Genomic DNA, 26,248 nt, shown 5'->3' with positions numbered 1-26,248 from the left:
ATGTTAGAGTTACTGTTCTTACTTTTGCCCATCGCAGCCGCTTATGGCTGGTATATGGGTAATCGTAACGCTCAGCAAGAAAAACAAAAGCAATCACACCAGATCTCCCGTCAATACGTGACGGGTTTGAACCTATTACTGTCAGATCAATCTGACAAAGCGGTTGATCACTTTATTGAACTGCTTCAAGTAGACAATGAAACCATCGATACTCACTTGGCTTTGGGCAACTTGTTCCGCTCAAGAGGCGAAGTCGACCGCGCTATTCGTATTCACCAAAATCTCATCTCTCGTTCGGGGCTTACCCTCGATCAGAAAAATCTCGCACTGCAACAATTAGCTAAAGACTACATGGTCTCTGGCTTCCTTGATCGCGCTGAAAAAATCTTTGAACAACTTGTAGAAGAACCTGACCATAAAGAGGGCGCTTTACAGCAGTTGGTGGCTATTTATCAGCAGACCCGTGAGTGGAACAAGGCTATCCATTACGGAAATATCTTAGTTAAGCTCGGTAAGAAAAAAATGAAGATGCGTGCCACAGTCGCGCATTTCTGGTGTGAGCTTGCAATGCAAGAACAAGCCGATGGTAATCGTTCTAAAGCGCTTCAGCATTTTAAGAAGGCGCTTTCTGAAGACCCTAAATGTGTTCGCGCAAGTATCGCACTAGGGAAGTTCCACTTAGCGAACGAAGATTACCAAAAGACAATTGATTGTCTTGAATCGGTACTTGAACAAGATATCGATTTTATCAGTGAGGTGTTGCCAACCCTTGCTGAGTGTTACCACAAGCTTGGACAAGAAGCTCAATTGGTCGAGTTCCTCAAAGCGTGTATTCAGAAGAAAGCCGGTGTATCTGCCGAACTGATGCTGGCGCAATTGGTTGCTCACCATGAAGATGTAGGCTCTGCTCAAGAGTTACTGACAAAGCAGCTTGTTAAAAATCCAACCATGAAAGGTTTTTATCGATTAATCGATTACCACCTAGCGGAAGCAGAAGAAGGCCGAGCAAAAGACAGCTTAACCACACTTCAATCTATGGTTGGTGAACAGCTTAAGGTTAAGCCTCATTACCGTTGTCGTCAGTGTGGTTTCTCGACACACTCTTTGTATTGGCACTGCCCTTCATGTAAAGGGTGGGGGACGATCAAGCCTATTCGTGGGCTTGATGGTGAATAGATTTGTGGTCACTTTAAGACCAAATTATTAATTGCAGCTTTCGGGCTGCATTTTTATGACTGTTATTTATCACCTGCTTAGGTGATTAGAAATTTTTAGAAAGTTAACTGCGTTAGGAGATGAAATGAACGACCAAAAAATCATTGTAGCCTTGGATTATGATAATCAAGCGGATGCGTTAGCCTTTGTCGATCGAATTGACTCAGCATCTTGCCGCCTAAAAGTGGGCAAAGAGATGTTTACCCTGTTTGGCCCTGAATTTGTTCGTGAATTACATAAGCGTGGTTTCTCAGTATTTTTAGACCTTAAATTCCACGACATCCCGAACACATGTTCAAAAGCAGTCCGTGCTGCCGCTGAACTGGGTGTTTGGATGGTGAACGTACACGCAAGTGGCGGTGAGCGTATGATGACGGCTTCTCGCGAAATCTTAGAACCTTATGGCAAAGATCGTCCACTGTTAATCGGTGTAACGGTACTCACCAGTATGGAGCAATCTGACTTAGCGGGTATCGGTCTGGATCTTGAACCACAACAACACGTGATGCGCTTGGCTTCTCTAACGAAAAACTCTGGCTTAGACGGTGTTGTATGTTCTGCACAAGAGGCTTCTTTGCTTAAAGGTGCACTTGGTCAAGAGTTCAAGCTAGTTACTCCAGGTATTCGTCCTGTCGGCGCAGATGTTGGTGACCAGAAGCGCATCATGACGCCTTCTAAAGCGATTGAATCAGGTTCAGACTACCTTGTTATTGGTCGTCCGATTACGCAAGCGATAGACCCTGCTGCTGTACTTGCAGAGATCAACGGTACGCTTGCTTAAGTCTATATTTGGATTGAGATATAAATAAAGAAGGCCAGCAAATTGCTGGCCTTAATTTTTTAGTCTGGATTAGTCTAAACTGGACTGAATGTTCTGTGTGGAGCCTAAACCGGAGCACCACTATGGAATTTGAAGTCGCTGTCTTCTGAAGTGATAAGATCAGCTTCTACTTGAGCAAAATGCGAAATACGCTCTGAAATATCTTTCCCTGCGATCTGTTCTGCTAGCTCAAGGTAATCTTGGTAGTGGCGAGCTTCTGAACGAAGTAGAGACACGTAAAACTTCTCCATGTCTTCTTCCAAGAAAGGAGCCAATTTAGCGAAGCGCTCACAAGAGCGAGCTTCAATAAACGCACCGATGATAAGCTTATCAACCAGAGCATCAGGCTCGTAAGTCTTAACTTGTTTGATCAAGCCCTTAGCGTAACGACCCGCCTCGATTGGCTGGTAAGTCACGCCTTTCTTCTCCATCAACTCCATGACTTGGTAGAAATGATGCAGCTCTTCTTTGATCAGTAAAACCATCTTATCGATTAGGTCAGCACCGTAATTACAGCCTTCTTTCGCTGTGATTTGCTTGGATACGTTGCTTTTACCACGCAGAGACTCTAAGTCTCCGATACGACGGTAAGCAAATTGCTCGTATGGCAAAATCCATTCATTCAGTTGCTTCGCGCTTTCTTTATCGACGGCGTACTTGCGAATAAGGAATAAAGCACTCTGTGCCGCCTTAAGTTCACACAGCATGTGATCGCGTAGAATGATGTGAAGATTTTCTGGCTTTTTGGCTTCATCTATCCATGAATCTGGCGTTTCGGCTTTAAGAAAAGAGTGGATTGGAGCGAGTAATTCTTGATACATGGTCAGGGAAAGTTTGTTGATAATGCGGGGATTTTATCACAGCTCAAGAGATCTCCCTATACAGAGAAAGGAAATTCAACAGCTACAAAAAAGGCCGCCTATTTAATGTAAATAAGGCGGCCTTTAAGTGTTGAGTTAGACTGTTACCATTTCTTCTTCTGACCGAAGAGGGCATCCATATCGTCTTCTCGTTCTTTAGATTCCATCTGCTGCAAATCTTGAGCGTTTTTGTCTTGGCGTTTCTGGTCAAGCTCGTTAAGCATCTGTTGAAGCTTTTCTTTGGCTTGATTAGAGTACGAGTCGTTCTTAGTCGCCAAAGCATCAATACCTTTGCGTAATAGCTGAATCGCTGTTCCCGGTTGTCCGCGAGAAATCGAATCGTTTGCACGTTTGATAACATTTTCAATGTTAATACGGATTTGAATTGTTTCTAGGCGAGCATTTTCAACCACATAAGCTTGAGTCTCGAAACGGCCTTTATTGTGCTCGTTGCGCACCGTATCACGCAGGCGTTTAACTAACTTAAGCATCATGATCGCTTGCTTGTCACTACTTGGTACGCGGAAAGCGGTACTCTCGCCACCTTTGTAGTTCTCTTTTAGCTGAGTGATTTGTTGTTTTACGCTTTCAATGCGTTGGGTAAGCTGCTTATTTTTTGGATCGAGTTGATACATGTTTTCTAATGCATCAAGAATTCGATTGTTTAAGCATACAAGAAGATCTTGGCTAAACGGCATGTGATGAGCGTTGCCAATCAGTTCTTCTGTACCGTCAATAATGGTTAGATAACGAGAAGCTTCCTGTTTCTTCGCTGTTTCTACCTTAACTTTATATTGAAGCATGATGTTGTAGCCTAAAACTAACACCAAAAGAACGGCTACTAAGACGATTATTAAACCAATATTCATATATTTGAGTCTGCTTATTATTTTCTATAGCTAACTGGAGAGGATACACGATTCCATTGTGTATCGGCACTCGTAAATTGCAATTTCTGATTATCTCTTGTTGAGCGAAATCGGCAATCAAAACTTACCAACTAATGTATGAGAATGAGGGTTGGGTTGCAAAGCGTTAGTGATGTTTTTGTTTGTTAAGCTAGAAAAACTCAATTTTCCTGTCATTTTTGTGTTCGAAGCGTTATAACTATTAATTATATTACACGCGACTATAACGCTCTCTTTGCAAATAAGTTAGCACAGAAATGAGTAAAGGATTACGAGGTTAGATATGAAGTTACAGCAACTGAAGTACATTGTTGAGGTTGTAAACCATAACCTAAATGTTTCAGCTACAGCAGAGAGTTTGTACACATCTCAGCCTGGCATTAGTAAGCAAGTTAGATTACTTGAAGACGAACTAGGCATTCAGATTTTTGAGCGTAGCGGCAAGCATCTAACGCAGGTTACCCAAGCGGGTGAGGATATCATTCGTATCTCTCAAGAGATTTTGGCGCGCGTTGAAAGCATTAAAGCGGTAGCGGGTGAACACACACATCCAGAGATGGGTACATTGAATATTTCAACGACTCATACTCAAGCTCGTTATGCACTGCCTGATGTGATTAAAGGTTTCACGGCGCGCTATCCAAAAGTATCGCTTCACATGCACCAAGGTACGCCAAGCCAAATGTCAGAAGCCGTCGCTAAAGGTACAGCGAATTTTGCGATTGCAACGGAAGCGCTACACCTTTACCAAGATGCGATTATGCTGCCTTGTTACCACTGGAACCGTTCGATCGTCGTGACCAAAGATCATCCCCTGGCACAGAAGCGTAATATCACGATCGAAGATCTTGCGGCTTACTCTCTCGTGACTTATGTATTTGGTTTCACTGGCCGTTCTGAGCTTGATACCGCGTTTAACAAAGTAGGTTTAACACCGCGTGTTGTGTTTACTGCGACCGATGCAGACGTAATCAAAACCTACGTTCGTATGGGCATTGGTGTTGGTGTAATTGCAAGTATGGCTATTGACCACGAGCAAGATACTGATTTGGTTGCGATTGATGCGAGCCATCTATTTGGTGCGAGCACAACCAGCATTGGTTTTAGAAAAGGCACCTTCTTGCGTTCTTACATGTTTGATTTCATGGAGCGTTTTGCACCGCACTTAACTCGCCCTGTGGTTGAGCAAGCTATTTCTTTGAAATCGAACGAAGAGATCGAAGAGATGTTTAAAGATATCGAACTGCCAGTTCGTTAATCTCATCGTGTAAATTTTGATTCTTATTCGGCCTGTATTTGCAGGCCGTTTTTCTTTTGGGCTTTTAGTTTTCGTTTTCTTTATCGGGCCTTTCCATTTCGACCTCTTACCCCTACAATCCACGCATAATAGGGGGAAGCATGCATTCACGATTTAAAATACTCGATTCATTTTTGCTAGAGCACCAGATTTACTGGCGTTCAGAGCCTTTTCACCTATGTCAAACTCAACAGCAGCCGTGGAAAGAGGTCAATCGTCCACTCGTTGATTGGTTAGAAAGCTTAGATAATGAGAGTATTCAAACCTTAAAAGAGCAGCCTCAGCTTTTGGTCGAAGAACTGACTCGTTTCCTACCTGAATTAGATACTGCTACCCAAAACATCCAGTTCAAAAACACAGCTTTGGTTGGTTTAGACCTCCCACGTGGTACTGCTGATGGTATTCCTGGCCGAAAGCTACATCAAATTGTCGCAATGGGCGAGGCTGCATTATGCCATCACCATGGCAAAGAGTGGCTCGAGTGGTGTTCTGGTAAAGGCTTTCTTGGTCGAATCCTATCTCAGAAATCGGATCAAAAAGTCACTAGCTTTGAATGGCAGCAATCGTTATGCGAAAGCGGACAAAAGATTGCGGATGACCAGAAGTTAGCGATGGATTTTGTTCAAGGAGATGCGTTTTCAGACAAGGCCGATGACGTGTTTAATTCGTACCAACATGCCGTGGCCCTTCATGCTTGTGGTGATCTTCATGTTGAGCTAGTTAAAAAGTCAGTGTCACATGGGCTACCAGCGGTCACTATTTCTCCTTGTTGTTATCATCTTATTCGAGACGAAAACTATCAAGCGATGTCTTCTATCGCGAAAAGCTCAGCATTAACGTTAAGTAAGAGCGACTTGAGAATCCCGCTTCAAGAAACCGTTACTGGTGGTGAAAGAGTAAAAAGACATCGTCAACTAGAGATGAGCTATCGTCTAGGCTTCAGCCAGTTGCTTAAGGCTGAACTTAACATTGACGAATACATTCCTGTACCGAGCATCAAAAAATCAGAGTTAGCTGAGGGTTTTGAATCTTTCTGCCGTTGGGCATCTGAAGTGAAAGAGCTATCGCTGGGCTCAGATATTGATTTTGACTCTTATTTGATTCAAGGCGAAGCGCTTTTCTGGGAAATGGAAAAGCTGAGTTTGGTTCAACAAGTCTTTAGACGACCATTAGAGATATGGCTGGCTTTAGATCGCGCTATCTATCTGCAAGAGCAAGGTTATGAAGCTACGATTGAAGAGTTCTGTGAACGCAGTATTACGCCAAGAAATCTATTGATTCATGGGGTTAAAATCGAGCGCTAGTGGTAAACCGTACTGTTACGTGTTTTTACGAACTAAATCCATTAATGCAAAAAAGCCAGCGCGACATAATGTCGTACTGGCTTTTTGTTTAATGTGTATGAGTTAACTGAACGCTTCAACGAGAAGATTATTGCGTTCAGTTAGTCATTACATCATTAGTTAAACATTGCGATTGCTTCTGCTGGGTCTACGTATTCAAGGTCAAAGCTTTCTGCAACTTCTTTACAAGTTACTTTACCGTGAATAACGTTTAGACCTTCTAGGAAGCCTTCATCAGATAGAAGTGCTTCGCGGTAGCCTTTGTTCGCTAGCTTAACAATGTAAGGAAGTGTTGCATTGTTTAGTGCGTAAGTTGAAGTACGAGCAACAGCGCCAGGCATGTTTGCAACACAGTAGTGAACTACGTCATCAACAATGTAAGTTGGGTCTGCGTGAGTGGTTGCGTGAGAAGTCTCGAAACAACCGCCTTGGTCGATTGCAACATCAACAACTGCTGAACCTGACTTCATCTTAGCGATGTGCTCTTTTGTAACCAATTTTGGAGCTGCTGCGCCAGGAATTAGTACTGCACCAATTACTAGGTCTGCTTCTAGAACATGCTTCTCAATGGCGTCTTCAGTAGAATAAACCACTTTTGCGCGACCTTGGAATTCTTCATCAAGTCGACGCAGTGTATCTACGTTACGGTCAAGAATTGTAACATCAGCGCGAAGGCCTACAGCCATACGTGCTGCGTTAGCACCTACAACACCGCCACCAACAACAACAACTTTTGCTGGTTCAACACCTGGAACGCCACCAAGAAGAAGACCACAACCACCGTTAGATTTTTCTAATGTTTGTGCACCTGCTTGAATAGACATACGACCAGCTACTTCAGACATTGGTGCTAATAGTGGCAAGCGACCCATATTATCTGTTACAGTCTCATAGGCTACGCAGACAGCTTTGCTCTTGATAAGCTCTTCAGTTTGTGGAAAATCTGGTGCAAGGTGTAAATAGGTAAATAATATTTGCCCTTCGCGAAGCATAGCTCGCTCGACAGCTTGAGGTTCTTTAACCTTTACAATCATCTCTGCTTTCGCGAAAACGTCAGCAGCAGTAGGAAGAATGGATGCGCCTACAGCGATGTAATCATCGTCTGAAAAACCGATACCAGTACCGGCATTGGTTTCTACAAAAACTTGGTGGCCGTGTGAGATTAGTTCTCTCACGCTAGCTGGGGTCATACCAACGCGGTATTCGTGGTTCTTGATTTCCTTAGGTACGCCAATGATCATCCTGACTCCTCATTTTATTTTGGTTGTTTTATCTATGTGTAGGGTAATTCTGTCGAATTAATATCTAGTATAGATAGGTTTAGATAAAATTTGATACTGAATATTAAAAAGTTGTAGTATATTTTTTTGCAAGGAAGTAATAAGGTGGAATAAAAAATGGCAGACAATTATAAGAAGCCGTCCAAGGAACTAGATCGTATTGACCGCAACATTCTTAATGAGTTGCAAAAAGACGGTCGTATCTCAAACGTTGAACTCTCAAAACGAGTAGGACTTTCTCCAACTCCATGTCTTGAACGTGTTCGTCGTTTAGAACGTCAAGGTTACATTACTGGGTACACAGCGTTGCTGAACCCACAGTACCTTGATGCTTCACTTTTAGTGTTTGTTGAAATTACGTTGAACCGTGGTGCGCCAGATGTGTTCGAACAATTCAACACCGCTGTGCAGAAACTGGATGACATCCAAGAGTGTCATTTAGTGTCGGGTGATTTTGACTATCTTCTAAAAACACGTGTATCTGATATGGGTGCTTACCGTAAGCTACTGGGTGATACGTTACTTCGTCTACCGGGCGTAAACGACACTCGAACTTACGTAGTAATGGAAGAAGTGAAACAAACCAATCAACTTGTGATTAAAACTCGTTAGTCACAATTGGTGAAATGAAAGAAAGCGGACATTTGTTCCGCTTTCTTGCTTTCTGGAATTGGGTTTTTCTGTTTGATATGGTTAAATCAACAGTAGTTTCATTGAAACGAGCGGCTTTGGCCGCTCGAGATGTTTTTATCCCGTTTAATTATTAAGTTGGTTTATGTTCAAGCAGAGCAGTAATAAAGTAGAAACAATCATTAAAACGAGTGAAGAGCCTCAGTCTCCTCGTTTGAGTGGTTCTCAACGTCTCAAAGAGTGCAGTCTGATTCTCGGTGTTCTCTTCTCTATTCTACTTGCCGTTGCGTTATTAACTTTTAGTCCTGCAGACCCATCATGGTCGCAAACGGCGTGGGGTGGTGACATTCAAAATGCGGGTGGCTACCTAGGTGCTTGGTTGGCGGATACGCTTTTCTTCGTATTTGGTTCTTTGGCTTACCCTTTGCCTATCTTAGTGACGGTTGCTGCGTGGGTATTATTCCGCAAACGTAATGAAGACGAGCAGATCGACTTCATGCTGTGGGGCACTCGCTTGCTTGGCCTGACTATCCTAATTCTTACGAGTTGTGGTTTAGCGGATATCAACTTTGACGACATCTGGTACTTTTCATCCGGTGGCGTAGTGGGCGACGTCTTAACAAGCCTTGCTCTTCCAACGTTGAATGTTCTTGGTAGTACGCTGGTTCTTCTTTTCTTATGGGGGGCTGGCTTTACTCTATTAACCGGTATTTCTTGGTTAAGTATTGTGGAATGGTTGGGTGAATGTGCCATCAAATTCTTCACGTCTGCTGTTAATAAGGCTCGTGGACAAGACCAAGAGCTGCTTGAGCCTCAATTAAGAGAATCAGCAGACCGCGATTTAATCGAAGAACGTCATCAGCAGCATCAAGCGCCAACTTACCGCGATGTTCCTGCTATAGAAAGCAACAAAGAATCAACAGAGCATGATCCGCTAGATCCTGCGATGAGTTTTTCTGCGGCCAATGATTCGTCAGACGTGGCGACAAATGCGCGAGACAATGCTGCATCGCCGAAGCGTCATTACAATATTCATATGCCTGTCGATGCTCCTGCGAAACAAGAAGCTCCTGTTCATGAAGAACCTCAGGTTCAGCCTCAAGCGGTAATTGAGTCAGAGCAACCGATCCCTGCAGCAGCTGTTTACCAAGCGCCAGAAGAACCGCTAGAAGAAGGTATTGAGCGCTCTAAACAGTTGAATGCAACGATAGAGCAGCTAGAAAATGCGGCCATGTATGAAGATGACCTAGCAGAACAAGATCAGGTCGACGCGCATGATTCTCAGGTTGCTTACCAACAATACATGCAGAACGAACAACCAGAAGTTGGCCCTGCTCATGCTGACCTTGAAAGTGCTGAATCAGAATTAGATAGCTCACCACAAGTAAATGGCGAATTTGGTGCTGAAGATGTCCAACCTGAATCTTTATACGCTTCACCTATGGGCGAGCCAGAAGCAACAGTGGAAGACGATTTCTCTGCACAACCTTCACCGTTTGATGTGACGGAAGAGCAAAGCTACCAACAGGGTTCAGGTCTTGAACCTGAGCAGGCTGAAGCTGAGTTAGCTGGCGCAGCATTAACCGAAGAACAGTTTGAATCTTTCTCTTACCAAGAAGAACATTCAGAACCTGAACAGCCAACAGCACAAAACCTAGAGCCAACTGTTGATCTTCCTTGGGAAGAAGTAACGGAAGAAGAACCTGCGCATCAAGATCAAGATGTCGCCGCATTCCAAAGCATTGTTTCTGAAGCCCAAGCGAATATGGCAGCGGCGCAGAATCCGTTCTTGGTTCAACAAGATGTTAATTTACCTAAGCCTGCTGAGCCATTACCCACGCTTGAATTGTTATTCCACCCTGAAAAGCGTGAAACCTTTATTGACCGTGATGCGCTAGAGGCAATTGCTCGTCTTGTTGAATCTAAGCTAGCGGACTACAAGATCAAAGCAGACGTTGTCGACATTTTCCCAGGTCCAGTAATCACTCGATTCGAACTTGATCTGGCTCCAGGTGTGAAAGTAAGCCGTATTTCTGGCCTTTCTATGGACTTAGCGCGTTCGCTCTCTGCATTGGCAGTACGTGTCGTAGAAGTGATTCCGGGTAAACCTTATGTTGGCTTAGAACTGCCGAATATGAGTCGCCAAACGGTATTCTTCTCAGACGTGGTTGCTAGCCCTCAGTTCCAAGAAGCGAAATCGCCAACGACAGTGGTTCTAGGACAAGACATCGCTGGTGAAGCCGTTATTGCTGATCTATCGAAAATGCCTCACGTTCTGGTTGCAGGTACAACCGGTTCTGGTAAGTCGGTAGGTGTGAACGTAATGATTCTGAGTATGCTTTACAAAGCATCACCGGAAGATGTTCGCTTCATCATGATCGACCCGAAAATGCTTGAGCTATCGGTTTATGAGGGTATTCCTCATCTATTGTCTGAAGTGGTAACCGACATGAAAGATGCGTCGAACGCCCTTCGTTGGTGTGTTGGCGAGATGGAACGACGTTATAAGTTGATGTCAGCATTAGGCGTTCGTAACATTAAAGGTTACAACGATAAGCTTAAGATGGCAGCGGAAGCGGGTCACCCAATTCACGATCCACTGTGGAAGCCGGGCGACAGCATGGACCCAGAAGCGCCATTGCTTGAGAAACTGCCTTACATTGTGGTTATCGTTGATGAATTTGCCGACCTAATCATGGTGGTTGGTAAGAAGGTTGAAGAACTGATTGCACGTTTGGCACAAAAAGCACGTGCGGCAGGTGTTCACTTGATCCTAGCGACGCAACGTCCATCAGTGGATGTTATTACTGGTCTTATTAAAGCGAACATTCCAACCCGTGTGGCCTTTACGGTATCAACTAAAACGGATTCACGAACTATCCTTGACCAAGGTGGTGCGGAATCACTATTGGGCATGGGTGATATGCTTTACTTGCCTCCTGGTTCTAGCCATACAACTCGTGTTCACGGTGCCTTTGCATCTGATGACGATGTACACGCAGTCGTGAATAACTGGAAAGCGCGTGGTAAGCCAAACTATATTGATGAAATCACCAACGGCGAACAAACTCCAGAAACCTTGCTTCCGGGTGAGAAGATGGAAGGTGATGAAGAGGTCGATCCTCTGTTTGATCAGGTGGTAGAACACGTTGTTCATTCACGTCGTGGCTCAGTTTCAGGTGTACAGCGTCGATTCAAGATTGGCTACAACCGTGCTGCACGTATTGTCGAGCAACTTGAAGCTCAAGGTATCGTAAGTGCTCCAGGTCATAACGGTAACCGAGAAGTCTTAGCACCAGCGCCACCAAAAGATTAGTTCCGGTAGGAACTCATAACTATTCAGTCGGTCAAATCGAAAATATGACCGACTTATGTTCTAACAGGATTATTGATGAAAAAAGTATTCGCACTTTTATTTATGAGCTTCTCAGTGTTTGCTTCTCCGAAAGAAGTGTTGAGTAGCCGCTTGGCATTAAACGCAGGCTTCAGCGCTGACTTTAAACAAGTCGTGACCAGCCCTGATGGTGATGTTGTTATGGAAGGTGAGGGCACGGTAGAGATTGCACGCCCAAGCCTGTTCCGCTGGGAGACCACGTTCCCTGATGAAAACTTGTTGGTATCTGATGGCCAAAGCTTGTGGTACTACAGCCCGTTCATTGAGCAAGTGAGCATTTATTGGCAAGAGCAAGCGACATCACAGACACCTTTTGTCCTGCTTACACGTAACCAAGAAAGTGATTGGGATAACTATAATGTGGCGCAAACGGGTAACCAATTCACGCTAACGCCAACTGCTGTCGATTCTAATCAGGGCGACTTCCAGATTAATATCACCGAAAAGGGCATTGTTCAGGGCTTTAATGTGATTGAACAAGACGGTCAAAAAGGTGAGTTTACCTTTAGCAATGTTGATTTGGGTAAACCTGCAGCAGACCGCTTTACTTTTGTGGCACCGGAAGGTGTCGAGGTCGACGACCAAAGAAACTGATCTAAACAAGCAGATCGTTTGGTAGTACGTCGATAGGCATTAATGCCATCAACGAATCAAGAGATTGCAATTGAGTAATTACAGCTTAGATTTTGCGGGGGACGAAGATTTTCGTCCCCTTGCTGCTCGTATGAGACCGGAAACTGTCGAACAGTACATCGGTCAGCAGCATATATTAGGCCCAGGTAAACCACTTCGCAGAGCGTTGGAAGCGGGCCATATCCACTCGATGATTTTGTGGGGGCCTCCGGGCACCGGTAAAACGACGTTAGCCGAAGTTGCAGCAAACTATGCGAATGCTGAAGTGGAACGCGTATCGGCGGTAACCTCGGGCGTAAAAGACATTCGTATTGCAATTGAAAAAGCGCGCGAGAACAAGCAAGCAGGGCGCAGAACCATCCTGTTTGTGGACGAAGTCCATCGCTTTAACAAAAGTCAGCAAGATGCTTTTCTGCCTCATATCGAAGATGGCACCGTGACCTTTATTGGTGCGACGACAGAAAACCCATCTTTTGAACTGAACAACGCTTTGTTGTCACGTGCGCGTGTCTACAAACTGACGTCCCTGAACACAGATGATATTTCTCTTGTCATTCGCCAAGCGATTGAAGATAAGCAACGTGGGTTAGGTGATGTGCCTGTTGATTTTGCTGATAATGTTTTAGATCGCCTTGCAGAACTGGTTAACGGCGACGCGCGTATGTCGCTTAACTACCTTGAACTGCTGTATGACATGGCAGAAGACAACGATAAAGGCGAGAAAGCGATAACCTTGCAGTTGTTGGCTGAAGTGGCTGGTGAGAAAGTCGCTCGTTTCGATAACAAGGGTGATATTTGGTACGACCTAATCTCCGCGGTTCATAAGTCAATTCGTGGCTCAAACCCTGATGCGGCCTTGTACTGGTCAGCACGAATGATTGCTGCGGGTTGTGATCCTTTGTATATCGTTAGACGCTTGCTGGCGATTGCTTCTGAAGATATCGGTAACGCTGATCCTCGCGCCATGCAGGTAGCGATGTCGGCTTGGGATTGCTTCACGCGCATTGGCCCTGCTGAAGGGGAGCGTGCGATTGCGCAGGCGGTTGTTTATCTCGCATGTGCACCAAAGAGTAACGCCGTTTACACCGCGTGGAAGCAAGCGTTAACAGATGCTCACAATCTTCCTGAATATGAAGTGCCGCATCATTTGCGAAATGCACCGACAACTTTGATGAAGGACATGGGCTACGGGCAAGAATACCGTTATGCTCATGACGAACCAGGAGCCTACGCCGCTGGTGAAAAGTATCTGCCTCCTGAAATGGGAGAGAAGCAATACTATTTCCCAACAAAACGAGGCTTAGAGACCAAAATTGGCGAGAAGCTAGATTATCTGGCGGATTTGGACGCAAAAAGCCCACAAAAACGCTATGAAAAGTAGTCTTTTTTGGATATCGTTACCTAGTCATAAAATTTCAATTAAATCGTTATAAATTGGTCGAAATAACACCAGTTTTAGGGGTTTAGCAGTGATTCAGTAGCAAGCTACTGAATATTCAAATAACTAAAGCATAGGATTAGCAATGCTGGATTCTAAATTACTTCGAGCTGAGCTGGATGAAACAGCGGCAAAATTAGCACGTCGAGGCTTCACCCTTGATGTAGAGACAATTCGTGAACTTGAAGAAAAACGTAAGTCCCTTCAGATGAAAACTGAAGAGCTACAAGCGTTACGTAACTCTCGATCGAAGTCCATTGGTCAAGCGAAAGCAAAAGGCGACCATGAAGAAGCTGAGCGTATCCTTGCAGAAGTAGGCAACTTAGGCGCAGAACTAGACCAAGCTAAAGTAGCATTGGCTGATCTTCAATCTGAGCTAGAAACGATCACAATGTCTATTCCTAACCTACCTGATGCAGAAGTGCCAGATGGTAAAGATGAAGACGATAACGTAGAAGTTTCTCGTTGGGGTCAACCTAAGACTTACGACTTTGAAGTGAAAGATCACGTCGATCTTGGCGAAATGTCTGGCGGTCTTGATTTTGCTAGCGCAGTTAAAATCTCGGGTTCTCGTTTCATCGTGATGAAAGGCAAATTTGCACGTCTACACCGTGCTATTGCTCAGTTCATGCTGGACCTTCACACTGATGAGCACGGCTACACAGAAATGTACGTACCCTATCTAGTGAACCACGATAGCCTTTACGGTACTGGTCAACTTCCTAAGTTCGGCGAAGACTTGTTCCACACAAGCCCGCTAACTGAGCAAGTAAGTGACGTACCTCTTAAGACTCTATCGCTTATCCCTACTGCGGAAGTACCGGTAACGAACATGGTTCGTGACACGATCACTGATGAAGCTGAACTGCCACTTAAGATGACAGCTCACACGCCGTGTTTCCGTTCTGAAGCGGGTTCTTACGGTCGTGACACTCGTGGTCTTATCCGTATGCACCAATTCGATAAAGTTGAATTAGTACAAATCACTAAGCCAGAAGACTCAATGGCAGCGCTTGAAGAGCTAACTGGCCACGCTGAGAAAGTACTTCAACTTCTAGAGCTTCCTTACCGTAAAGTGATTCTATGTACAGGTGACATGGGCTTCGGTTCTGCGAAAACTTACGACTTAGAAGTATGGGTTCCAGCACAAGAGACTTACCGTGAGATTTCTTCTTGTTCAAACATGTGGGATTTCCAAGCGCGTCGTATGCAAGCTCGTTTCCGTCGTAAAGGCGAGAAAAAACCTGAACTTGTACACACACTAAACGGTTCTGGTCTTGCTGTTGGTCGTACTATGGTTGCTATCCTTGAGAACAACCAAGAAGCAGATGGCCGTATTGCTATCCCAGAAGTACTTCAACCATACATGGGCGGCGTAACGCACATCGGTTAATTAGATTGATTAAGCATTAGGTTACTTATAAAACCCAGCCAACAGGCTGGGTTTTTTATTGCCTATAGAATAGTGCAGTGGCGAGAAATAAATAATTTTTGTTACCTATGTGTAATAGTGTTTTATTGATTTTGATAATTATTACAATCCTTAAATGTGGCTATAATATGCTCTTACCGCGGTAGGTATAGATTTTCTCGTTCAAATACTGAGGAGGGCTTATGGCCGTAGGATGGGCTGGTGACGATAGTGTCAGCCAGCAAATACAAAATACCATTGATGATGAGATCTCTCGTGTAAGAGGAAACCTTCGAGGTGGTGAGGGTTTGCGTTATTGTGATGAGTGTGGTGATGAGATTCCGGAACAAAGACGACGCGCGATCAAAGGCGTTCGTTTGTGTATAGAATGTCAGTCAATATTAGAGCATGACGCACATCGACATTCATTGTTTAACCGTCGAGCAAGTAAAGATAGCCAATTACGTTAAACTGACGGTTACCTTCAAGCAGTTAAGGCCTTACTTTTATGTAAGGCCTTTTAGTTTAATTAAATGATTTATTAATGAAGATATATAGAAATAATCGTCGCTCTTGTTTAGAGCAATAAACGCCTTATTTAAAGCAATGAGTATTTTGTAATGCAGTGTCGATAGCAGCGACCAATTGCTCAATATGTTGTGGTTTGATAATAAACGGAGGCATCATATAAATTAGCTTACCAAACGGACGGATCCAAACGCCTTGCTCTACAAAGTGAGCTTGAATGGCTTCCATATCGACGGGTGTGTGAGTTTCAACGACGCCAATAGCGCCTAACCAACGCACGTCTTTAACCAGTTCATGTTCTCGCAACGGTGGTAACAACTCAGAAAAGAGCTGTTCAATCTGTTGAGTCTGATTTTTCCAATGGCCTTGCTCGATGATGGATAAACTTGCCGCACCGACTGCGCAAGCCAATGGGTTGCCCATAAAGGTTGGCCCATGCATAAAGCAGCCTGCTTCACCGCCACATACCGTGTCAGCAACTTCCTTACTCGCAAGCGTCGCTGACAATGTCATATAGCCACCAGTTAAAGCTTTGCCTACGCATAATATGTCCGGTTGAACATCGGCATGCTCACAAGCGAACAGTTCCCCTGTGCGGCCAAATCCGGTCGCAATCTCATCCAAGATCAGCAATACGTTGAATTCATCACACAGCAAGCGAACTTGTTTTAGGAACTCAGGGTGGTAGATGCGCATGCCGCCAGCCCCTTGAACGATAGGCTCTAAGATCACCGCTGCGACTTCTTGATGGTGTGCTGCCAGCTTTTCTCGAAAACTATCGATGTCACTTGAGTTCCACTCATCCCAAAAGCCTGTTTTTGGCGAATCAGCGAAAATATGTTCCGGCAAAAAGCCTTTGTAGAGGCTGTGCATCGAATTGTCAGGGTCGGTCACTGACATCGCCGCAAAGGTATCACCGTGGTAGCCACCTCTTAGTGTGAGGAACTTTGAACGAGGTTGTCCTTTAGCGTGCCAATATTGCAATGCCATCTTGAGGCTAACCTCTACGGCAACTGAACCTGAATCGGCCAAAAATACATGCTCAAGATTACTTGGCGCGAGATTCAAAAGCTTCTTACATAGATCGATAGCGGGCTGGTGGGTGATGCCACCAAACATAACGTGTGAAACCTTATCGATTTGACTATGAGCTGCAGCGTTTAGCTCTGGATGATTGTAGCCGTGGATGGTTGACCACCAAGATGACATACCATCAATAATTCGTTTTCCGCCTTCTAATTCTAGGTAAACACCGTCTGCGTTGGTGACTGGGTAGCAGGTCAGAGGTGTTAACGTTGATGTGTAGGGATGCCAGATATGCTGGCGATCAAAGGCGAGATCCATAGTAACTTCCATTCTTGGTGTGATTAAAAAATAACCAGATGTAAACTTTTGATATTATCAATGTGTTGACAGTCTAAAGCTTGTCGGTAGACTAGCCAAGCATAAATGCAATCTCTATTGATAGAGATGAAACATCAAATAATAAAAAAGGATCGACACGTGGAAGTTCGTCATGACTGGACAGTTGCTGAAGTAACAGCACTGCTTGAAAAACCGTTTATGGATTTAATGTTTGAAGCTCAAGTGGTTCATAGACAGTACCAAGAGCACAACCACGTGCAGGTGAGTACGCTTCTATCGATTAAGACTGGTGCTTGTCCTGAAGACTGTAAGTATTGTCCTCAAAGTGCTCACTACCGAACGGATGTCGACAAAGAACGCCTAATGGAAGTAGAGCGTGTTTTGGATGCGGCGCAAAAAGCCAAGAACGCGGGCTCGACTCGTTTCTGTATGGGCGCGGCGTGGAAAAACCCGAAAGAACGCGATATGCCTCACTTGACTGATATGATCAAAGGTGTGAAAGGTATGGGTCTAGAAACCTGTATGACACTAGGCATGTTAACCCCTGATCAAGCTGGCGAGTTAGCGGATGCAGGCTTGGATTACTACAACCATAACCTTGATACGTCTCCCGAGTTTTACGGCAGCATCATCACCACTCGTACTTACCAAGATCGTTTAGATACGCTATCTCACGTACGTGATGCCGGTATGAAGATCTGTTCTGGTGGCATTATTGGTATGGGCGAAAGTACCAATGACCGTGCAGGCCTGCTGGTAGAGCTAGCGAACCTTCCGGTACACCCTGAGAGTGTGCCAATCAACATGCTCGTGAAAGTGAAAGGCACACCGATGGAAAACGTCGATGATGTTGAATCTTTTGACTTCATTAAGTTGATTGCGATTGCTCGTATCATGATGCCAATGTCAGCGGTTCGTCTATCTGCAGGTCGCGAGAATATGAATGAACAGATGCAGGCGATGTGCTTCATGGCTGGCGCGAACTCTATCTTCTACGGTTGTAAGCTACTGACTACGCCAAACCCAGATGAAGACACGGACATGCAGCTGTTTAAGAAGTTAGGCATCAACAGCCAACAAGTGGCTCAGAAGCCTGATGAAATTCAAGAAAACGAACTGTTAGATCAAGTAGTGGAGCGCGTTGCTGCTCGTCCAACGAAAGATGACATGTTCTACGATGCCACTGTTTAAATCCCGTATCAAAGATGCCCTTGTTCAACGCCGTGAGCAGGGGCTAACTCGTCAACTTAAAGTGCTCGAAAACAGTAATGGTCCTTTGCTTAATTGCGAAGGTTCTCGCTTTATTAATTTTTCGAGTAATGATTACCTAGGCTTGGCGAACGACCCTGAATTGGTGGAGGCGTGGCAAGCTGGGCTTTCCCTTTATGGTGCTGGCAGTGCGGCATCGCCATTGGTCACGGGTTTTAGTCCTGCTCATAGAAATTTAGAAGCTCAGCTGTGTGAATGGTTGGGCTTTGAACGTGCGATTCTCTTTAGTTCTGGTTTCAGTGCGAACCAAGCCTTGTTGTTTTCTCTGCTCGAAAAAGACGACTCTCTGCTGCAAGACAAGCTTAATCACGCCTCTTTGATGGAAGCGGGGATGCTTTCTCATGCAACCATGAAACGCTTTAAACACAACGACACGCAGCATCTAGAGTCTCTATTAAGCCGATCTCTACAATCCTTGGTCGTCACTGAGGGCGTATTCAGCATGGACGGCGATCAAGCGCCTCTCAGCCAGATATCTAACCTGACTCATCAATACGACAGTTGGTTGGCGGTTGATGATGCCCACGGTATCGGCGTATTAGGTGATAAAGGAGCTGGGAGTTGCAGTGCAGCACAAATCTCCCCCGATATTTTGGTGGTGACCTTTGGCAAAGCATTTGGCGTTTCTGGTGCTGCGATTCTTTGTTCGTCAGAAGTGGGTGATTACTTAACTCAGTTTGCTCGTCATCATGTGTACTCGACGGCGATGCCACCTTCACAAGCGGTGGCTTTATCTCATGCCTGTAAGATGACTCAAACTCAAGAGTGGCGCCGAGAAAAGCTGACTGAGTTAGGGTCTCTCTATGCAGAGCAGGTGAGCGGCTTGAAAGGCTTTGTGGATACTCAGACTCCGATTAAGCCATTTGTGATAGGTGAAGCACAAGCGGCATTATCAATAGCTGAAGAGTTAAAGCAAAACCAAGTTTGGGTGACCGCAATAAGGCCGCCAGCCATACCTGCTGGAACTGCTCGATTACGAATCACGTTAACAGCTAACCATAGCCCAAAACAGATTCTCCAGTTAACCAGGTCGTTGCATCAAGCCATTGAACGAAACATCGACTTAAGCACTGAACCGGGTATCCATCCAAGCTTTGAATCAAATAAAGAGGCTCAGTAAATGTCACAAGAAGCAGTAGTGCATAATTACGTTGGCCAAGATAAGAGTGCGATTGCCGAAGCCTTTGGTAAAGCGGCAACAACCTATGACAAACACGCTGAATTTCAACGCGATGTTGGCCACCGATTACTGGATAAATTACCCAGCGATCTGTCAGGCTTTAAGGTGCTGGATCTAGGTTGTGGTACTGGCTATTTCTCCGAGCAACTTGTAAAACGAGGCGCCGAAGTGGTTTGCGCTGATCTTTCTGTTGGAATGCTAGCAACAGCAGAGAAGCGGTGTGGTGCATCTGTATCTTTATATCAACAAGCCGATGCCGAACAATTGCCGTTTGAAGATGGGTGCTTTGACATCGTTTTCTCTAGCCTTGCGTTGCAATGGTGTGACGATTTGTCGTCGCCTTTGAGAGAGATGAAGCGTGTTACAGCGGCTGGTGGGCGTGTTATTTTCTCAACTTTGCTTGATGGGTCGCTGTTTGAACTGAAAAAGTCGTGGTCCAAAATTGACGCACATCAACACGTTAACCATTTTATTACAATCAATAAGGTAAAAATTGCGTTAGCGCAATCTAGCTGTACCGTTCATCAACTAGACTTGCCCACCATCACCGTTTGGTACGACACTGCGTTTGAACTGATGCGCGACCTTAAAGGTATCGGCGCTAATCACGTAAGTGGTCGCTCACAAGGTTTAACAAGTCGTCGCATGTTGCAGCTTGTTGATCGGGAATATCGAGAGTTTAAGAACCATCAAGGTTTCTTACCAGCAACATATCAAGTTTGTTTAGGGGTTATTCAATTATGATTGATGTATTATTCATTGCAGGTACGGATACCGAAGTGGGAAAAACTGTGGTTTCAAAAGCGATTCTTCAAGCTTTGGCCGCACAAGATTTATCAACAATTGGTTACAAGCCAGTTGCTGCAGGGAGTGAAAAATCCCCTGAAGGACTACGTAATAGTGATGCACTGCATCTTCAAGAAGCGGCGACGCAAGATATTGCTTACGAAGACGTCAATCCATACGCGTTGTTGCTACCATCATCGCCTCACATCGCTGCTAAGCATGATGGTGTTGTAATTGATGAGGCGGTATTATCAGCGAAGCTAGAAGAGCATAAGAAAAACTCTGACATCGTGTTAGTTGAAGGTGCTGGTGGTTGGCGAGTCCCGGTTTCAGACGATGAATATCTTTCTAGCTGGGTTAAAAAAGAGCAACTGCCAGTGGTACTGACTGTGGGTATTAAACTTGGTTGTTTGAGCCACGCTCTATTAACGGCAGAAGCGATTCGTGCTGATGGCCTAAACCTAGTAGGTTGGGTCGCAAACCGTATCAATCCAGGTACTGAGCACTACGCAGATATTATTGCGATGCTTGAAGATAAGTTAGGTGCACCTAAGTTAGGTGAAATCCCTTACGTCCCAAAAGCGAAGTCTAAAAACATTGGTAAGTACATTGATGTGCAGCCTTTGCTTGCGCTTTAATTACCACGTTATGTACTAAATAAGAAAAGGGCTGCGATTGCAGCCCTTTTGCTATTTTAAGCCTTTAGACCTTGAGTTGATAAACAACCGGTCTTTTAATAAACAAGCTTAGAACTAATGTTCTTTAGTCAGTCCCATTAAAGCTTGCTGAGTTTCTGTGATTTTTGTCTGTGCCGTTTGCGGTGTTAGGATTCCAACCTGCTTTTTCGCTTCTTCTTCAGTAATCCCTAGGTGACAGCACAGTAAATCGATAGCCATTTGAGTGTTAGTACCTTCAACCATGATCCTTTCCTTTTTGTACATGGACTAGCCAATAAATCATCTGAAGTCACTGTAAACGGATTGTTATATCGACACCATACGACTTAGGTCTAATAGAGTGGATTTAATTCGGATACGGTCTCGTAATCAAATGTTGCAATTTAATGCTTAACCTTGTTTTCTTAATCTAAGACTATATGTATAAGTAAGTATAAGTCTTCAAGGTTGGAATCTATTGCTGTATGCCTTGTCTATAACAATAAGTTTTATAAAAACAGCTTTCATGCGGAGATAAGTAATGAAGCGAGTAATGTTGTTCCTTGCAACTAACCTAGCGGTTGTATTGGTACTAAGTGTTGTTCTTAATGTTGTATACGCAGTTACAGGTATGCAACCCGGTAGCCTCTCAGGTTTATTGGTGATGGCTGCGGTATTTGGTTTTGGCGGCTCATTCATTTCATTAATGATGTCGAAGAAAATGGCGCTACGCTCGGTAGGCGGCATGGTCATTGAAAGCCCACGTAACGAAACAGAACATTGGTTGATGGAGACGGTAAGCCGTCAATCTCAACAAGTTGGTATTGGTATGCCAACAGTGGCGATCTACGACTCGCCAGACATCAACGCATTCGCGACAGGTGCTAAGCGTGACGATTCATTGGTAGCAGTATCAACAGGCCTGCTGCACAACATGACGCGTGATGAAGCTGAAGCAGTATTAGCGCATGAAGTGAGCCACATCGCGAACGGTGATATGGTGACCATGACGTTAATGCAAGGTGTAGTGAACACGTTCGTTATCTTCCTATCTCGTTTCATCGCCAACATTGTTGCGTCGAATGACAACGAAGAAGAGGGTGGCAGCAACATGATGGTGTACTTCGGTGTGTCTATGGTGTTGGAATTGGTATTTGGTTTCTTAGCAAGCTTCATTACGATGTGGTACAGCCGTCATCGTGAATTCCATGCCGATGCAGGTGCAGCGAACCTAGTAGGTAAAGAGAAGATGATTGCAGCGCTAGAGCGCCTAAAGGTGAGCCATGAGCCACAACTAGAAGGTTCTATGATGGCATTTGGTATCAACGGTAAGAAGTCTCTAACAGAGCTTCTAATGAGCCACCCGCCGCTAGACAAGCGTATTGCTTCTCTACGTAACATGTAATCGCTACGTATTCTTCAGTCGCTAATCGACAAGATACATTTGAAAGGCTTCCTTCGGGAGGTCTTTTTTGATCTTGGCATCTAAGACAGTAAGTATTCGAGGAATAGGTGTCTGGCGATAGAGGGTTACTGGTGATGAAGCATTACGATATTGATTGGTTGATATCGCACGGATTGAGATGAGTAGGGTAATGATACTGGGTTGCTTTGTATTATTTTGCTGACGTCTCTTGTGCTCAATACACTTTGTTCCGCTCAACAAAAAGGCTTCCACATGGGAAGCCTTAGTCTATTCTGTGATTCGAAATTCGAACCTTACAGTTTGTCAGTTAGCTCGATTGCTTGGCCGATGTAGTTCGCTGGAGTCATCTCTTTCAGACGAACTTTCTCGTCTGCAGGAATCTCTAGACCATCGATGAATGCACGCATGCCTTCGCCATCTACACGTTTACCACGAGTTAGCTCTTTTAGCTTCTCGTATGGTTTTTCGATGCCGTAACGACGCATTACTGTTTGTACTGGTTCAGCCAATACTTCCCAGTTCTTGTCTAGTTCAGCAAGTAGCGCAGCGCGGTTAACTTCAAGCTTGCTAATACCTTTCAGAGTCGAAGTGTATGCAATGATTGCGTAGCCAACACCCACACCTAGGTTACGAAGAACCGTAGAGTCAGTAAGGTCACGCTGCCAGCGAGAAACTGGAAGTTTTTGTGCAAGGTGGCTGAATACTGCGTTCGCTAGACCAAGGTTGCCTTCAGAGTTTTCGAAGTCAATTGGGTTAACTTTATGCGGCATTGTCGAAGAACCGATTTCGCCAGCAATAGTCTTCTGCTTGAAGTGACCAAGAGCGATGTAGCCCCAAACGTCACGGTCGAAGTCTAGAAGGATAGTGTTGAAACGAGCAATTGCATCGAATAGCTCAGCGATGTAATCGTGAGGTTCGATTTGAGTTGTGTACGGGTTCCAAGTTACGCCAAGAGATTCAGTGATGAACTCTTCGCTAAACTGGTGCCATTCAACTTCTGGGTATGCAGAAAGGTGTGCGTTGTAGTTACCTACAGCACCGTTGATTTTCGCTAGGATCTCAACGTTTTCGATTTGCTTGTATTGACGTTCCATACGGTACGCAACGTTAGCCATCTCTTTACCCATAGTAGAAGGAGAAGCTGGCTGACCGTGTGTACGAGACAGTAATGGAATATCACGGTACTCGTTCGCAAGTGCTTTGATAGCATCAATTACGTTACGGATTTCTGGAAGAATCACTGTGTCACGAGCTTCTTTAAGCATAAGCGCGTGAGAGGTGTTGTTGATGTCTTCAGAAGTACATGCAAAGTGAATAAATTCGTTTACAGCGTGAAGTTCAGGAACGCCAGCAACTTTCTCTTTCAAGAAGTACTCAACCGCTTTAACGTCGTGGTTAGTCGTGCGCTCGATCTCTTTGATACGTAGAGCATCTTCTTCGCTGAAGTTAGCGGCTAGTTCATCAAGAAACTGGTTAGCTTCTGCACTGAACGCTGGTACTTCTTTGATTGCATCAGTTGCTGCAAGCTTTTGTAACCAACGAATTTCAACGATAGAGCGGTACTTTAGTAGTCCAAACTCACTAAAGATGCTGCGTAATGCAATAGTCTTACTTCCGTAACGGCCGTCTACTGGTGAAACAGCAGTCAATGCTGACAGTTCCATGGTGTTCTCCTGAATTGAGTTTTCTAAATTTTGAGAGGTTTATACCAGTAACAATCTCAATTGTCACGCACATTGCGCAATCGTTTGCGTGAGAGTTGTGTTGATACAAAAAACAAGCTCGCGACGAGGCGCGAGCTAATAAACTACATTCGAGCTAGTAGGATTTGAGCCTGCTCGATCATCTTCTTACGACCGAAGATAAGGTGGCGACGTTTACCGCCAACTTGACGCCATAACACAGCGCTTCGAATCCCTGATAGAAGCAGTGCGCGAACCTTATGTTGGCTCGATGTCTGCTGAAGTACAGACGGAGTACCAGAAACCTGAATGCGAGGGCCGATAGGGCTGACGACATCAAGGTAGATACTTGCAAGGTTGCTGATCATTTGCTCGTCAAACAGATCAAAGTGTTCAGTTTGGCGCTCTGCAGTTTGAATGCGGTCACCAAGCTGAGACATAGAGTCGTTGCGAGAAGACAGCTTACGCTCAAGCGCCATCAAGCTGATGATGTAACGCGTGATATCGCTACCTGCTGGAGTACTATCGATACCTTTTACTAAGCACTCAAGGCCAAGCTTTAGGTTCGCTTCACGTCCAAATACGCCCACGGTATTCGATGGGTTGGTATTTAAAATGGCACTGAGTGAAGCTTCAAAGGCATCTTTATCACAATGGCCGTCTTTCGCTACTTGTTGAACCAAAGCCACAGCTTGGCAAATTCCGGCGAAAGCAATAGTACGGTCATAAAGTGTATTAGCCACGTAGTAACTCCTAGTTGTCTTCTATCGTTTGTCGTTTGATTGATTAGATGCGCTTTTCGATGATACCACCACCAAGACATACTTCGCCTTGGTAGAACACTGCAGATTGACCTGGGGTCACTGCGATTTGTGGCTCATCAAAAATAACCTTAATGTTCTCATCATCAATTGGGATGATTGTACAAGGAATATCTGTTTGACGGTAACGTGTTTTTACCGTGCATGTCATAACTTCAGTAATTGGTGTGCGATTTACCCAATGAAGTTGAGATGCGATCAAGCCTTCTGATTTCAGAAGAGGGTGGTCTTTACCTTGTACTGCGATAAGTACATTACGCTTAAGGTCTTTTTCACCAACAAACCATGGTTCTTCGTTACCGCCACCACCTTTAGTGCCGCCAATATGAAGGCCTTTACGCTGACCTAGCGTGTGGTACATCAAACCTTGGTGTTGACCAATCACTTGGCCTTCAGGTGTTTCGATGTTACCCGGTTGTGCTGGTAGGTATTTGCCTAGGAACTCAGTGAACTTGCGCTCACCGATAAAGCAGATGCCTGTTGAATCTTTCTTCTTAGCTGTGATCAAGTCTTGCTCTTCAGCAATACGTCGCACTTCTGGCTTCTCTAATTCACCGACAGGGAATAGGCTGCGTGCCACTTGATCTGAGCTTAGCGTGTATAGGAAATAACTTTGGTCTTTGTTGCTGTCTAGACCGCGTAGCATTTCTGGTTTTACGCCAGCATCAAGCTCTTCTTGAGTTGGGAAAGTACGACGAACGTAGTGACCCATCGCAATGTAGTCTGCGTCTAGCACTTCATCCGCAAACTCTAAGAATGCTTTAAATTTGATTTCTTTGTTACAAAGAATATCTGGGTTAGGTGTACGACCTGCTTTGTACTCTTCAAGGAAGTATTCGAATACGTTGTCCCAGTATTCTGCAGCAAAGTTGATAGTGTGAAGGTGGATACCTAGTTTGTCACATACCGCTTGAGCATCAGCAAGATCTTCAGCTGCCGTGCAGTATTCTTCGTTATCGTCTTCTTCCCAGTTTTTCATGAAAAGGCCTTCTACCTGATAGCCTTGTTGCTGAAGAAGATACGCCGATACTGACGAATCTACACCGCCGGACATACCGACAATTACTTTCTTTTCGCTGTTTCCAGAGCTGATATCTGACATGTCTAAACACCGTTACTATTACTTGGTCGCAGATTCTAACAGAAAGAGAAACGCCGTGACAGATCCGAGACCGGAATCACAGTTTCATTTGCACAAATAGTGCGCTGACTTTGTTAGAGAATCGCATGAGAGCGAGGTGAGTCGCTAGGATGTCAGAAGTATATGTGGCATAGTCGCTCGAAATCCAAGACCTGAGATAAAAAA

Annotated in this window: 23 protein-coding genes; 15 read left to right on the top strand and 8 right to left on the bottom strand. The window is 44.7% G+C overall.

The window, feature by feature from the left end:
- Complete coding sequence (gene lapB / locus LMH68_RS02710) at positions 1-1,176, top strand: lipopolysaccharide assembly protein LapB (protein WP_017060240.1); 1,176 nt, start codon at positions 1-3, stop codon at positions 1,174-1,176.
- 124 nt (positions 1,177-1,300) lie between these two features.
- Positions 1,301-1,996, top strand: a complete 696-nt coding sequence (gene pyrF, locus LMH68_RS02705; protein WP_229647171.1) for an orotidine-5'-phosphate decarboxylase — start codon at positions 1,301-1,303, stop codon at positions 1,994-1,996.
- 104 nt (positions 1,997-2,100) lie between these two features.
- Here pyrF and miaE read toward each other — a convergent pair whose 3' ends face one another.
- Positions 2,101-2,856: a tRNA isopentenyl-2-thiomethyl-A-37 hydroxylase MiaE gene (miaE, locus tag LMH68_RS02700; RefSeq protein ID WP_017060242.1), complete on the bottom strand. Its 756-nt coding sequence runs from the start codon at positions 2,854-2,856 to the stop codon at positions 2,101-2,103.
- Between the two features lie 143 nt (positions 2,857-2,999).
- Complete coding sequence (locus tag LMH68_RS02695) at positions 3,000-3,764, bottom strand: DNA repair protein (RefSeq protein ID WP_229647172.1); 765 nt, start codon at positions 3,762-3,764, stop codon at positions 3,000-3,002.
- Between the two features lie 322 nt (positions 3,765-4,086).
- On the opposite strand from LMH68_RS02695, the gene cysB reads away from it, so the two are divergent.
- On the top strand, positions 4,087-5,061 hold the full coding sequence (cysB, locus tag LMH68_RS02690) for an HTH-type transcriptional regulator CysB (protein WP_017060244.1): 975 nt from the start codon (positions 4,087-4,089) through the stop codon (positions 5,059-5,061).
- A 140-nt stretch (positions 5,062-5,201) separates the two neighbouring features.
- A complete protein-coding gene (locus LMH68_RS02685; protein ID WP_229647173.1) occupies positions 5,202-6,404 on the top strand; it encodes a methyltransferase in 1,203 nt (400 codons plus the stop codon).
- A 155-nt stretch (positions 6,405-6,559) separates the two neighbouring features.
- Here the strand turns inward: LMH68_RS02685 and ald are convergent, their stop codons facing one another.
- Positions 6,560-7,684, bottom strand: a complete 1,125-nt coding sequence (gene ald / locus LMH68_RS02680; RefSeq protein WP_102332952.1) for an alanine dehydrogenase — start codon at positions 7,682-7,684, stop codon at positions 6,560-6,562.
- A 156-nt stretch (positions 7,685-7,840) separates the two neighbouring features.
- Between ald and lrp the strand changes: the two genes are divergently transcribed.
- From lrp to LMH68_RS02650, 6 genes are all read left to right on the top strand, one after another.
- Positions 7,841-8,335, top strand: a complete 495-nt coding sequence (gene lrp, locus LMH68_RS02675) for a leucine-responsive transcriptional regulator Lrp (RefSeq protein ID WP_004734558.1) — start codon at positions 7,841-7,843, stop codon at positions 8,333-8,335.
- Positions 8,336-8,498: 163 nt separating this feature from the next.
- Positions 8,499-11,669 carry a DNA translocase FtsK 4TM domain-containing protein gene (locus tag LMH68_RS02670; RefSeq protein WP_229647174.1) on the top strand — a complete coding sequence of 1,057 codons (3,171 nt, stop codon included), beginning with the start codon at positions 8,499-8,501 and terminating at the stop codon, positions 11,667-11,669.
- Positions 11,670-11,744: 75 nt separating this feature from the next.
- Positions 11,745-12,341, top strand: coding sequence for an outer membrane lipoprotein chaperone LolA (lolA, locus tag LMH68_RS02665; protein ID WP_229647175.1), 597 nt, complete (start codon positions 11,745-11,747; stop codon positions 12,339-12,341).
- A gap of 64 nt (positions 12,342-12,405) precedes the next feature.
- A complete protein-coding gene (locus LMH68_RS02660; RefSeq protein ID WP_017060249.1) occupies positions 12,406-13,761 on the top strand; it encodes a replication-associated recombination protein A in 1,356 nt (451 codons plus the stop codon).
- Positions 13,762-13,903: 142 nt separating this feature from the next.
- On the top strand, positions 13,904-15,211 hold the full coding sequence (gene serS / locus LMH68_RS02655) for a serine--tRNA ligase (protein WP_017060250.1): 1,308 nt from the start codon (positions 13,904-13,906) through the stop codon (positions 15,209-15,211).
- 221 nt (positions 15,212-15,432) lie between these two features.
- Entirely contained in the window at positions 15,433-15,699 is a 267-nt protein-coding gene (locus tag LMH68_RS02650) for a DksA/TraR family C4-type zinc finger protein (RefSeq protein ID WP_017060251.1), read from the top strand.
- Between the two features lie 124 nt (positions 15,700-15,823).
- Here the strand turns inward: LMH68_RS02650 and bioA are convergent, their stop codons facing one another.
- Positions 15,824-17,101: an adenosylmethionine--8-amino-7-oxononanoate transaminase gene (gene bioA / locus LMH68_RS02645; protein WP_229647176.1), complete on the bottom strand. Its 1,278-nt coding sequence runs from the start codon at positions 17,099-17,101 to the stop codon at positions 15,824-15,826.
- 159 nt (positions 17,102-17,260) lie between these two features.
- Between bioA and bioB the strand changes: the two genes are divergently transcribed.
- From bioB to bioD, 4 genes are read left to right on the top strand one after another with little or no spacing between them, the layout of a single operon-like run.
- Positions 17,261-18,313, top strand: coding sequence for a biotin synthase BioB (gene bioB / locus LMH68_RS02640; protein WP_016792500.1), 1,053 nt, complete (start codon positions 17,261-17,263; stop codon positions 18,311-18,313).
- Positions 18,300-19,511, top strand: coding sequence for an 8-amino-7-oxononanoate synthase (bioF, locus tag LMH68_RS02635; protein WP_017060253.1), 1,212 nt, complete (start codon positions 18,300-18,302; stop codon positions 19,509-19,511). The genes bioB and bioF overlap by 14 nt, the downstream gene beginning before the upstream one ends.
- On the top strand, positions 19,512-20,315 hold the full coding sequence (gene bioC / locus LMH68_RS02630) for a malonyl-ACP O-methyltransferase BioC (protein WP_017060254.1): 804 nt from the start codon (positions 19,512-19,514) through the stop codon (positions 20,313-20,315).
- Entirely contained in the window at positions 20,312-20,995 is a 684-nt protein-coding gene (bioD, locus tag LMH68_RS02625) for a dethiobiotin synthase (protein ID WP_229647177.1), read from the top strand. The genes bioC and bioD overlap by 4 nt, the downstream gene beginning before the upstream one ends.
- Before the next feature lie 114 nt (positions 20,996-21,109).
- Here the strand turns inward: bioD and LMH68_RS02620 are convergent, their stop codons facing one another.
- Positions 21,110-21,277 carry a hypothetical protein gene (locus tag LMH68_RS02620; protein WP_017060256.1) on the bottom strand — a complete coding sequence of 56 codons (168 nt, stop codon included), beginning with the start codon at positions 21,275-21,277 and terminating at the stop codon, positions 21,110-21,112.
- 277 nt (positions 21,278-21,554) lie between these two features.
- Here LMH68_RS02620 and htpX point away from each other — a divergent pair, with 277 nt between their 5' ends.
- Positions 21,555-22,418: a protease HtpX gene (gene htpX, locus LMH68_RS02615; RefSeq protein ID WP_029235495.1), complete on the top strand. Its 864-nt coding sequence runs from the start codon at positions 21,555-21,557 to the stop codon at positions 22,416-22,418.
- Between the two features lie 314 nt (positions 22,419-22,732).
- On the opposite strand, the gene purB is transcribed toward htpX, so the two are convergent.
- The 3 genes from purB to mnmA form a co-directional block, all read right to left on the bottom strand.
- Positions 22,733-24,103, bottom strand: a complete 1,371-nt coding sequence (gene purB / locus LMH68_RS02610; RefSeq protein WP_017065316.1) for an adenylosuccinate lyase — start codon at positions 24,101-24,103, stop codon at positions 22,733-22,735.
- A 143-nt stretch (positions 24,104-24,246) separates the two neighbouring features.
- Positions 24,247-24,864, bottom strand: a complete 618-nt coding sequence (gene hflD, locus LMH68_RS02605) for a high frequency lysogenization protein HflD (RefSeq protein WP_017060259.1) — start codon at positions 24,862-24,864, stop codon at positions 24,247-24,249.
- A gap of 43 nt (positions 24,865-24,907) precedes the next feature.
- Positions 24,908-26,044: a tRNA 2-thiouridine(34) synthase MnmA gene (mnmA, locus tag LMH68_RS02600; RefSeq protein WP_017060260.1), complete on the bottom strand. Its 1,137-nt coding sequence runs from the start codon at positions 26,042-26,044 to the stop codon at positions 24,908-24,910.
- Positions 26,045-26,248: the final 204 nt, after the last annotated feature.

The organism is Vibrio sp. F13 (assembly GCF_020806305.2).
Taxonomy (GTDB): domain Bacteria; phylum Pseudomonadota; class Gammaproteobacteria; order Enterobacterales; family Vibrionaceae; genus Vibrio; species Vibrio crassostreae_C.
This window is presented reverse-complemented; position numbering and strand designations above follow the sequence as displayed.

What these genes read in the sequence shown, in the direction of transcription:
- lapB (WP_017060240.1), top strand. Translation starts at nt 1, where the DNA reads ATGTTAGAGTTACTGTTCTTACTTTTGCCCATCGCAGCCGCTTATGGC.
- pyrF (WP_229647171.1), top strand. Translation starts at nt 1,301, where the DNA reads ATGAACGACCAAAAAATCATTGTAGCCTTGGATTATGATAATCAAGCG.
- miaE (WP_017060242.1), bottom strand. Translation starts at nt 2,856, where the DNA reads ATGTATCAAGAATTACTCGCTCCAATCCACTCTTTTCTTAAAGCCGAA.
- LMH68_RS02695 (WP_229647172.1), bottom strand. Translation starts at nt 3,764, where the DNA reads ATGAATATTGGTTTAATAATCGTCTTAGTAGCCGTTCTTTTGGTGTTA.
- cysB (WP_017060244.1), top strand. Translation starts at nt 4,087, where the DNA reads ATGAAGTTACAGCAACTGAAGTACATTGTTGAGGTTGTAAACCATAAC.
- LMH68_RS02685 (WP_229647173.1), top strand. Translation starts at nt 5,202, where the DNA reads ATGCATTCACGATTTAAAATACTCGATTCATTTTTGCTAGAGCACCAG.
- ald (WP_102332952.1), bottom strand. Translation starts at nt 7,684, where the DNA reads ATGATCATTGGCGTACCTAAGGAAATCAAGAACCACGAATACCGCGTT.
- lrp (WP_004734558.1), top strand. Translation starts at nt 7,841, where the DNA reads ATGGCAGACAATTATAAGAAGCCGTCCAAGGAACTAGATCGTATTGAC.
- LMH68_RS02670 (WP_229647174.1), top strand. Translation starts at nt 8,499, where the DNA reads ATGTTCAAGCAGAGCAGTAATAAAGTAGAAACAATCATTAAAACGAGT.
- lolA (WP_229647175.1), top strand. Translation starts at nt 11,745, where the DNA reads ATGAAAAAAGTATTCGCACTTTTATTTATGAGCTTCTCAGTGTTTGCT.
- serS (WP_017060250.1), top strand. Translation starts at nt 13,904, where the DNA reads ATGCTGGATTCTAAATTACTTCGAGCTGAGCTGGATGAAACAGCGGCA.
- LMH68_RS02650 (WP_017060251.1), top strand. Translation starts at nt 15,433, where the DNA reads ATGGCCGTAGGATGGGCTGGTGACGATAGTGTCAGCCAGCAAATACAA.
- bioA (WP_229647176.1), bottom strand. Translation starts at nt 17,101, where the DNA reads ATGGATCTCGCCTTTGATCGCCAGCATATCTGGCATCCCTACACATCA.
- bioF (WP_017060253.1), top strand. Translation starts at nt 18,300, where the DNA reads ATGCCACTGTTTAAATCCCGTATCAAAGATGCCCTTGTTCAACGCCGT.
- bioC (WP_017060254.1), top strand. Translation starts at nt 19,512, where the DNA reads ATGTCACAAGAAGCAGTAGTGCATAATTACGTTGGCCAAGATAAGAGT.
- bioD (WP_229647177.1), top strand. Translation starts at nt 20,312, where the DNA reads ATGATTGATGTATTATTCATTGCAGGTACGGATACCGAAGTGGGAAAA.
- LMH68_RS02620 (WP_017060256.1), bottom strand. Translation starts at nt 21,277, where the DNA reads ATGGTTGAAGGTACTAACACTCAAATGGCTATCGATTTACTGTGCTGT.
- htpX (WP_029235495.1), top strand. Translation starts at nt 21,555, where the DNA reads ATGAAGCGAGTAATGTTGTTCCTTGCAACTAACCTAGCGGTTGTATTG.
- purB (WP_017065316.1), bottom strand. Translation starts at nt 24,103, where the DNA reads ATGGAACTGTCAGCATTGACTGCTGTTTCACCAGTAGACGGCCGTTAC.
- mnmA (WP_017060260.1), bottom strand. Translation starts at nt 26,044, where the DNA reads ATGTCAGATATCAGCTCTGGAAACAGCGAAAAGAAAGTAATTGTCGGT.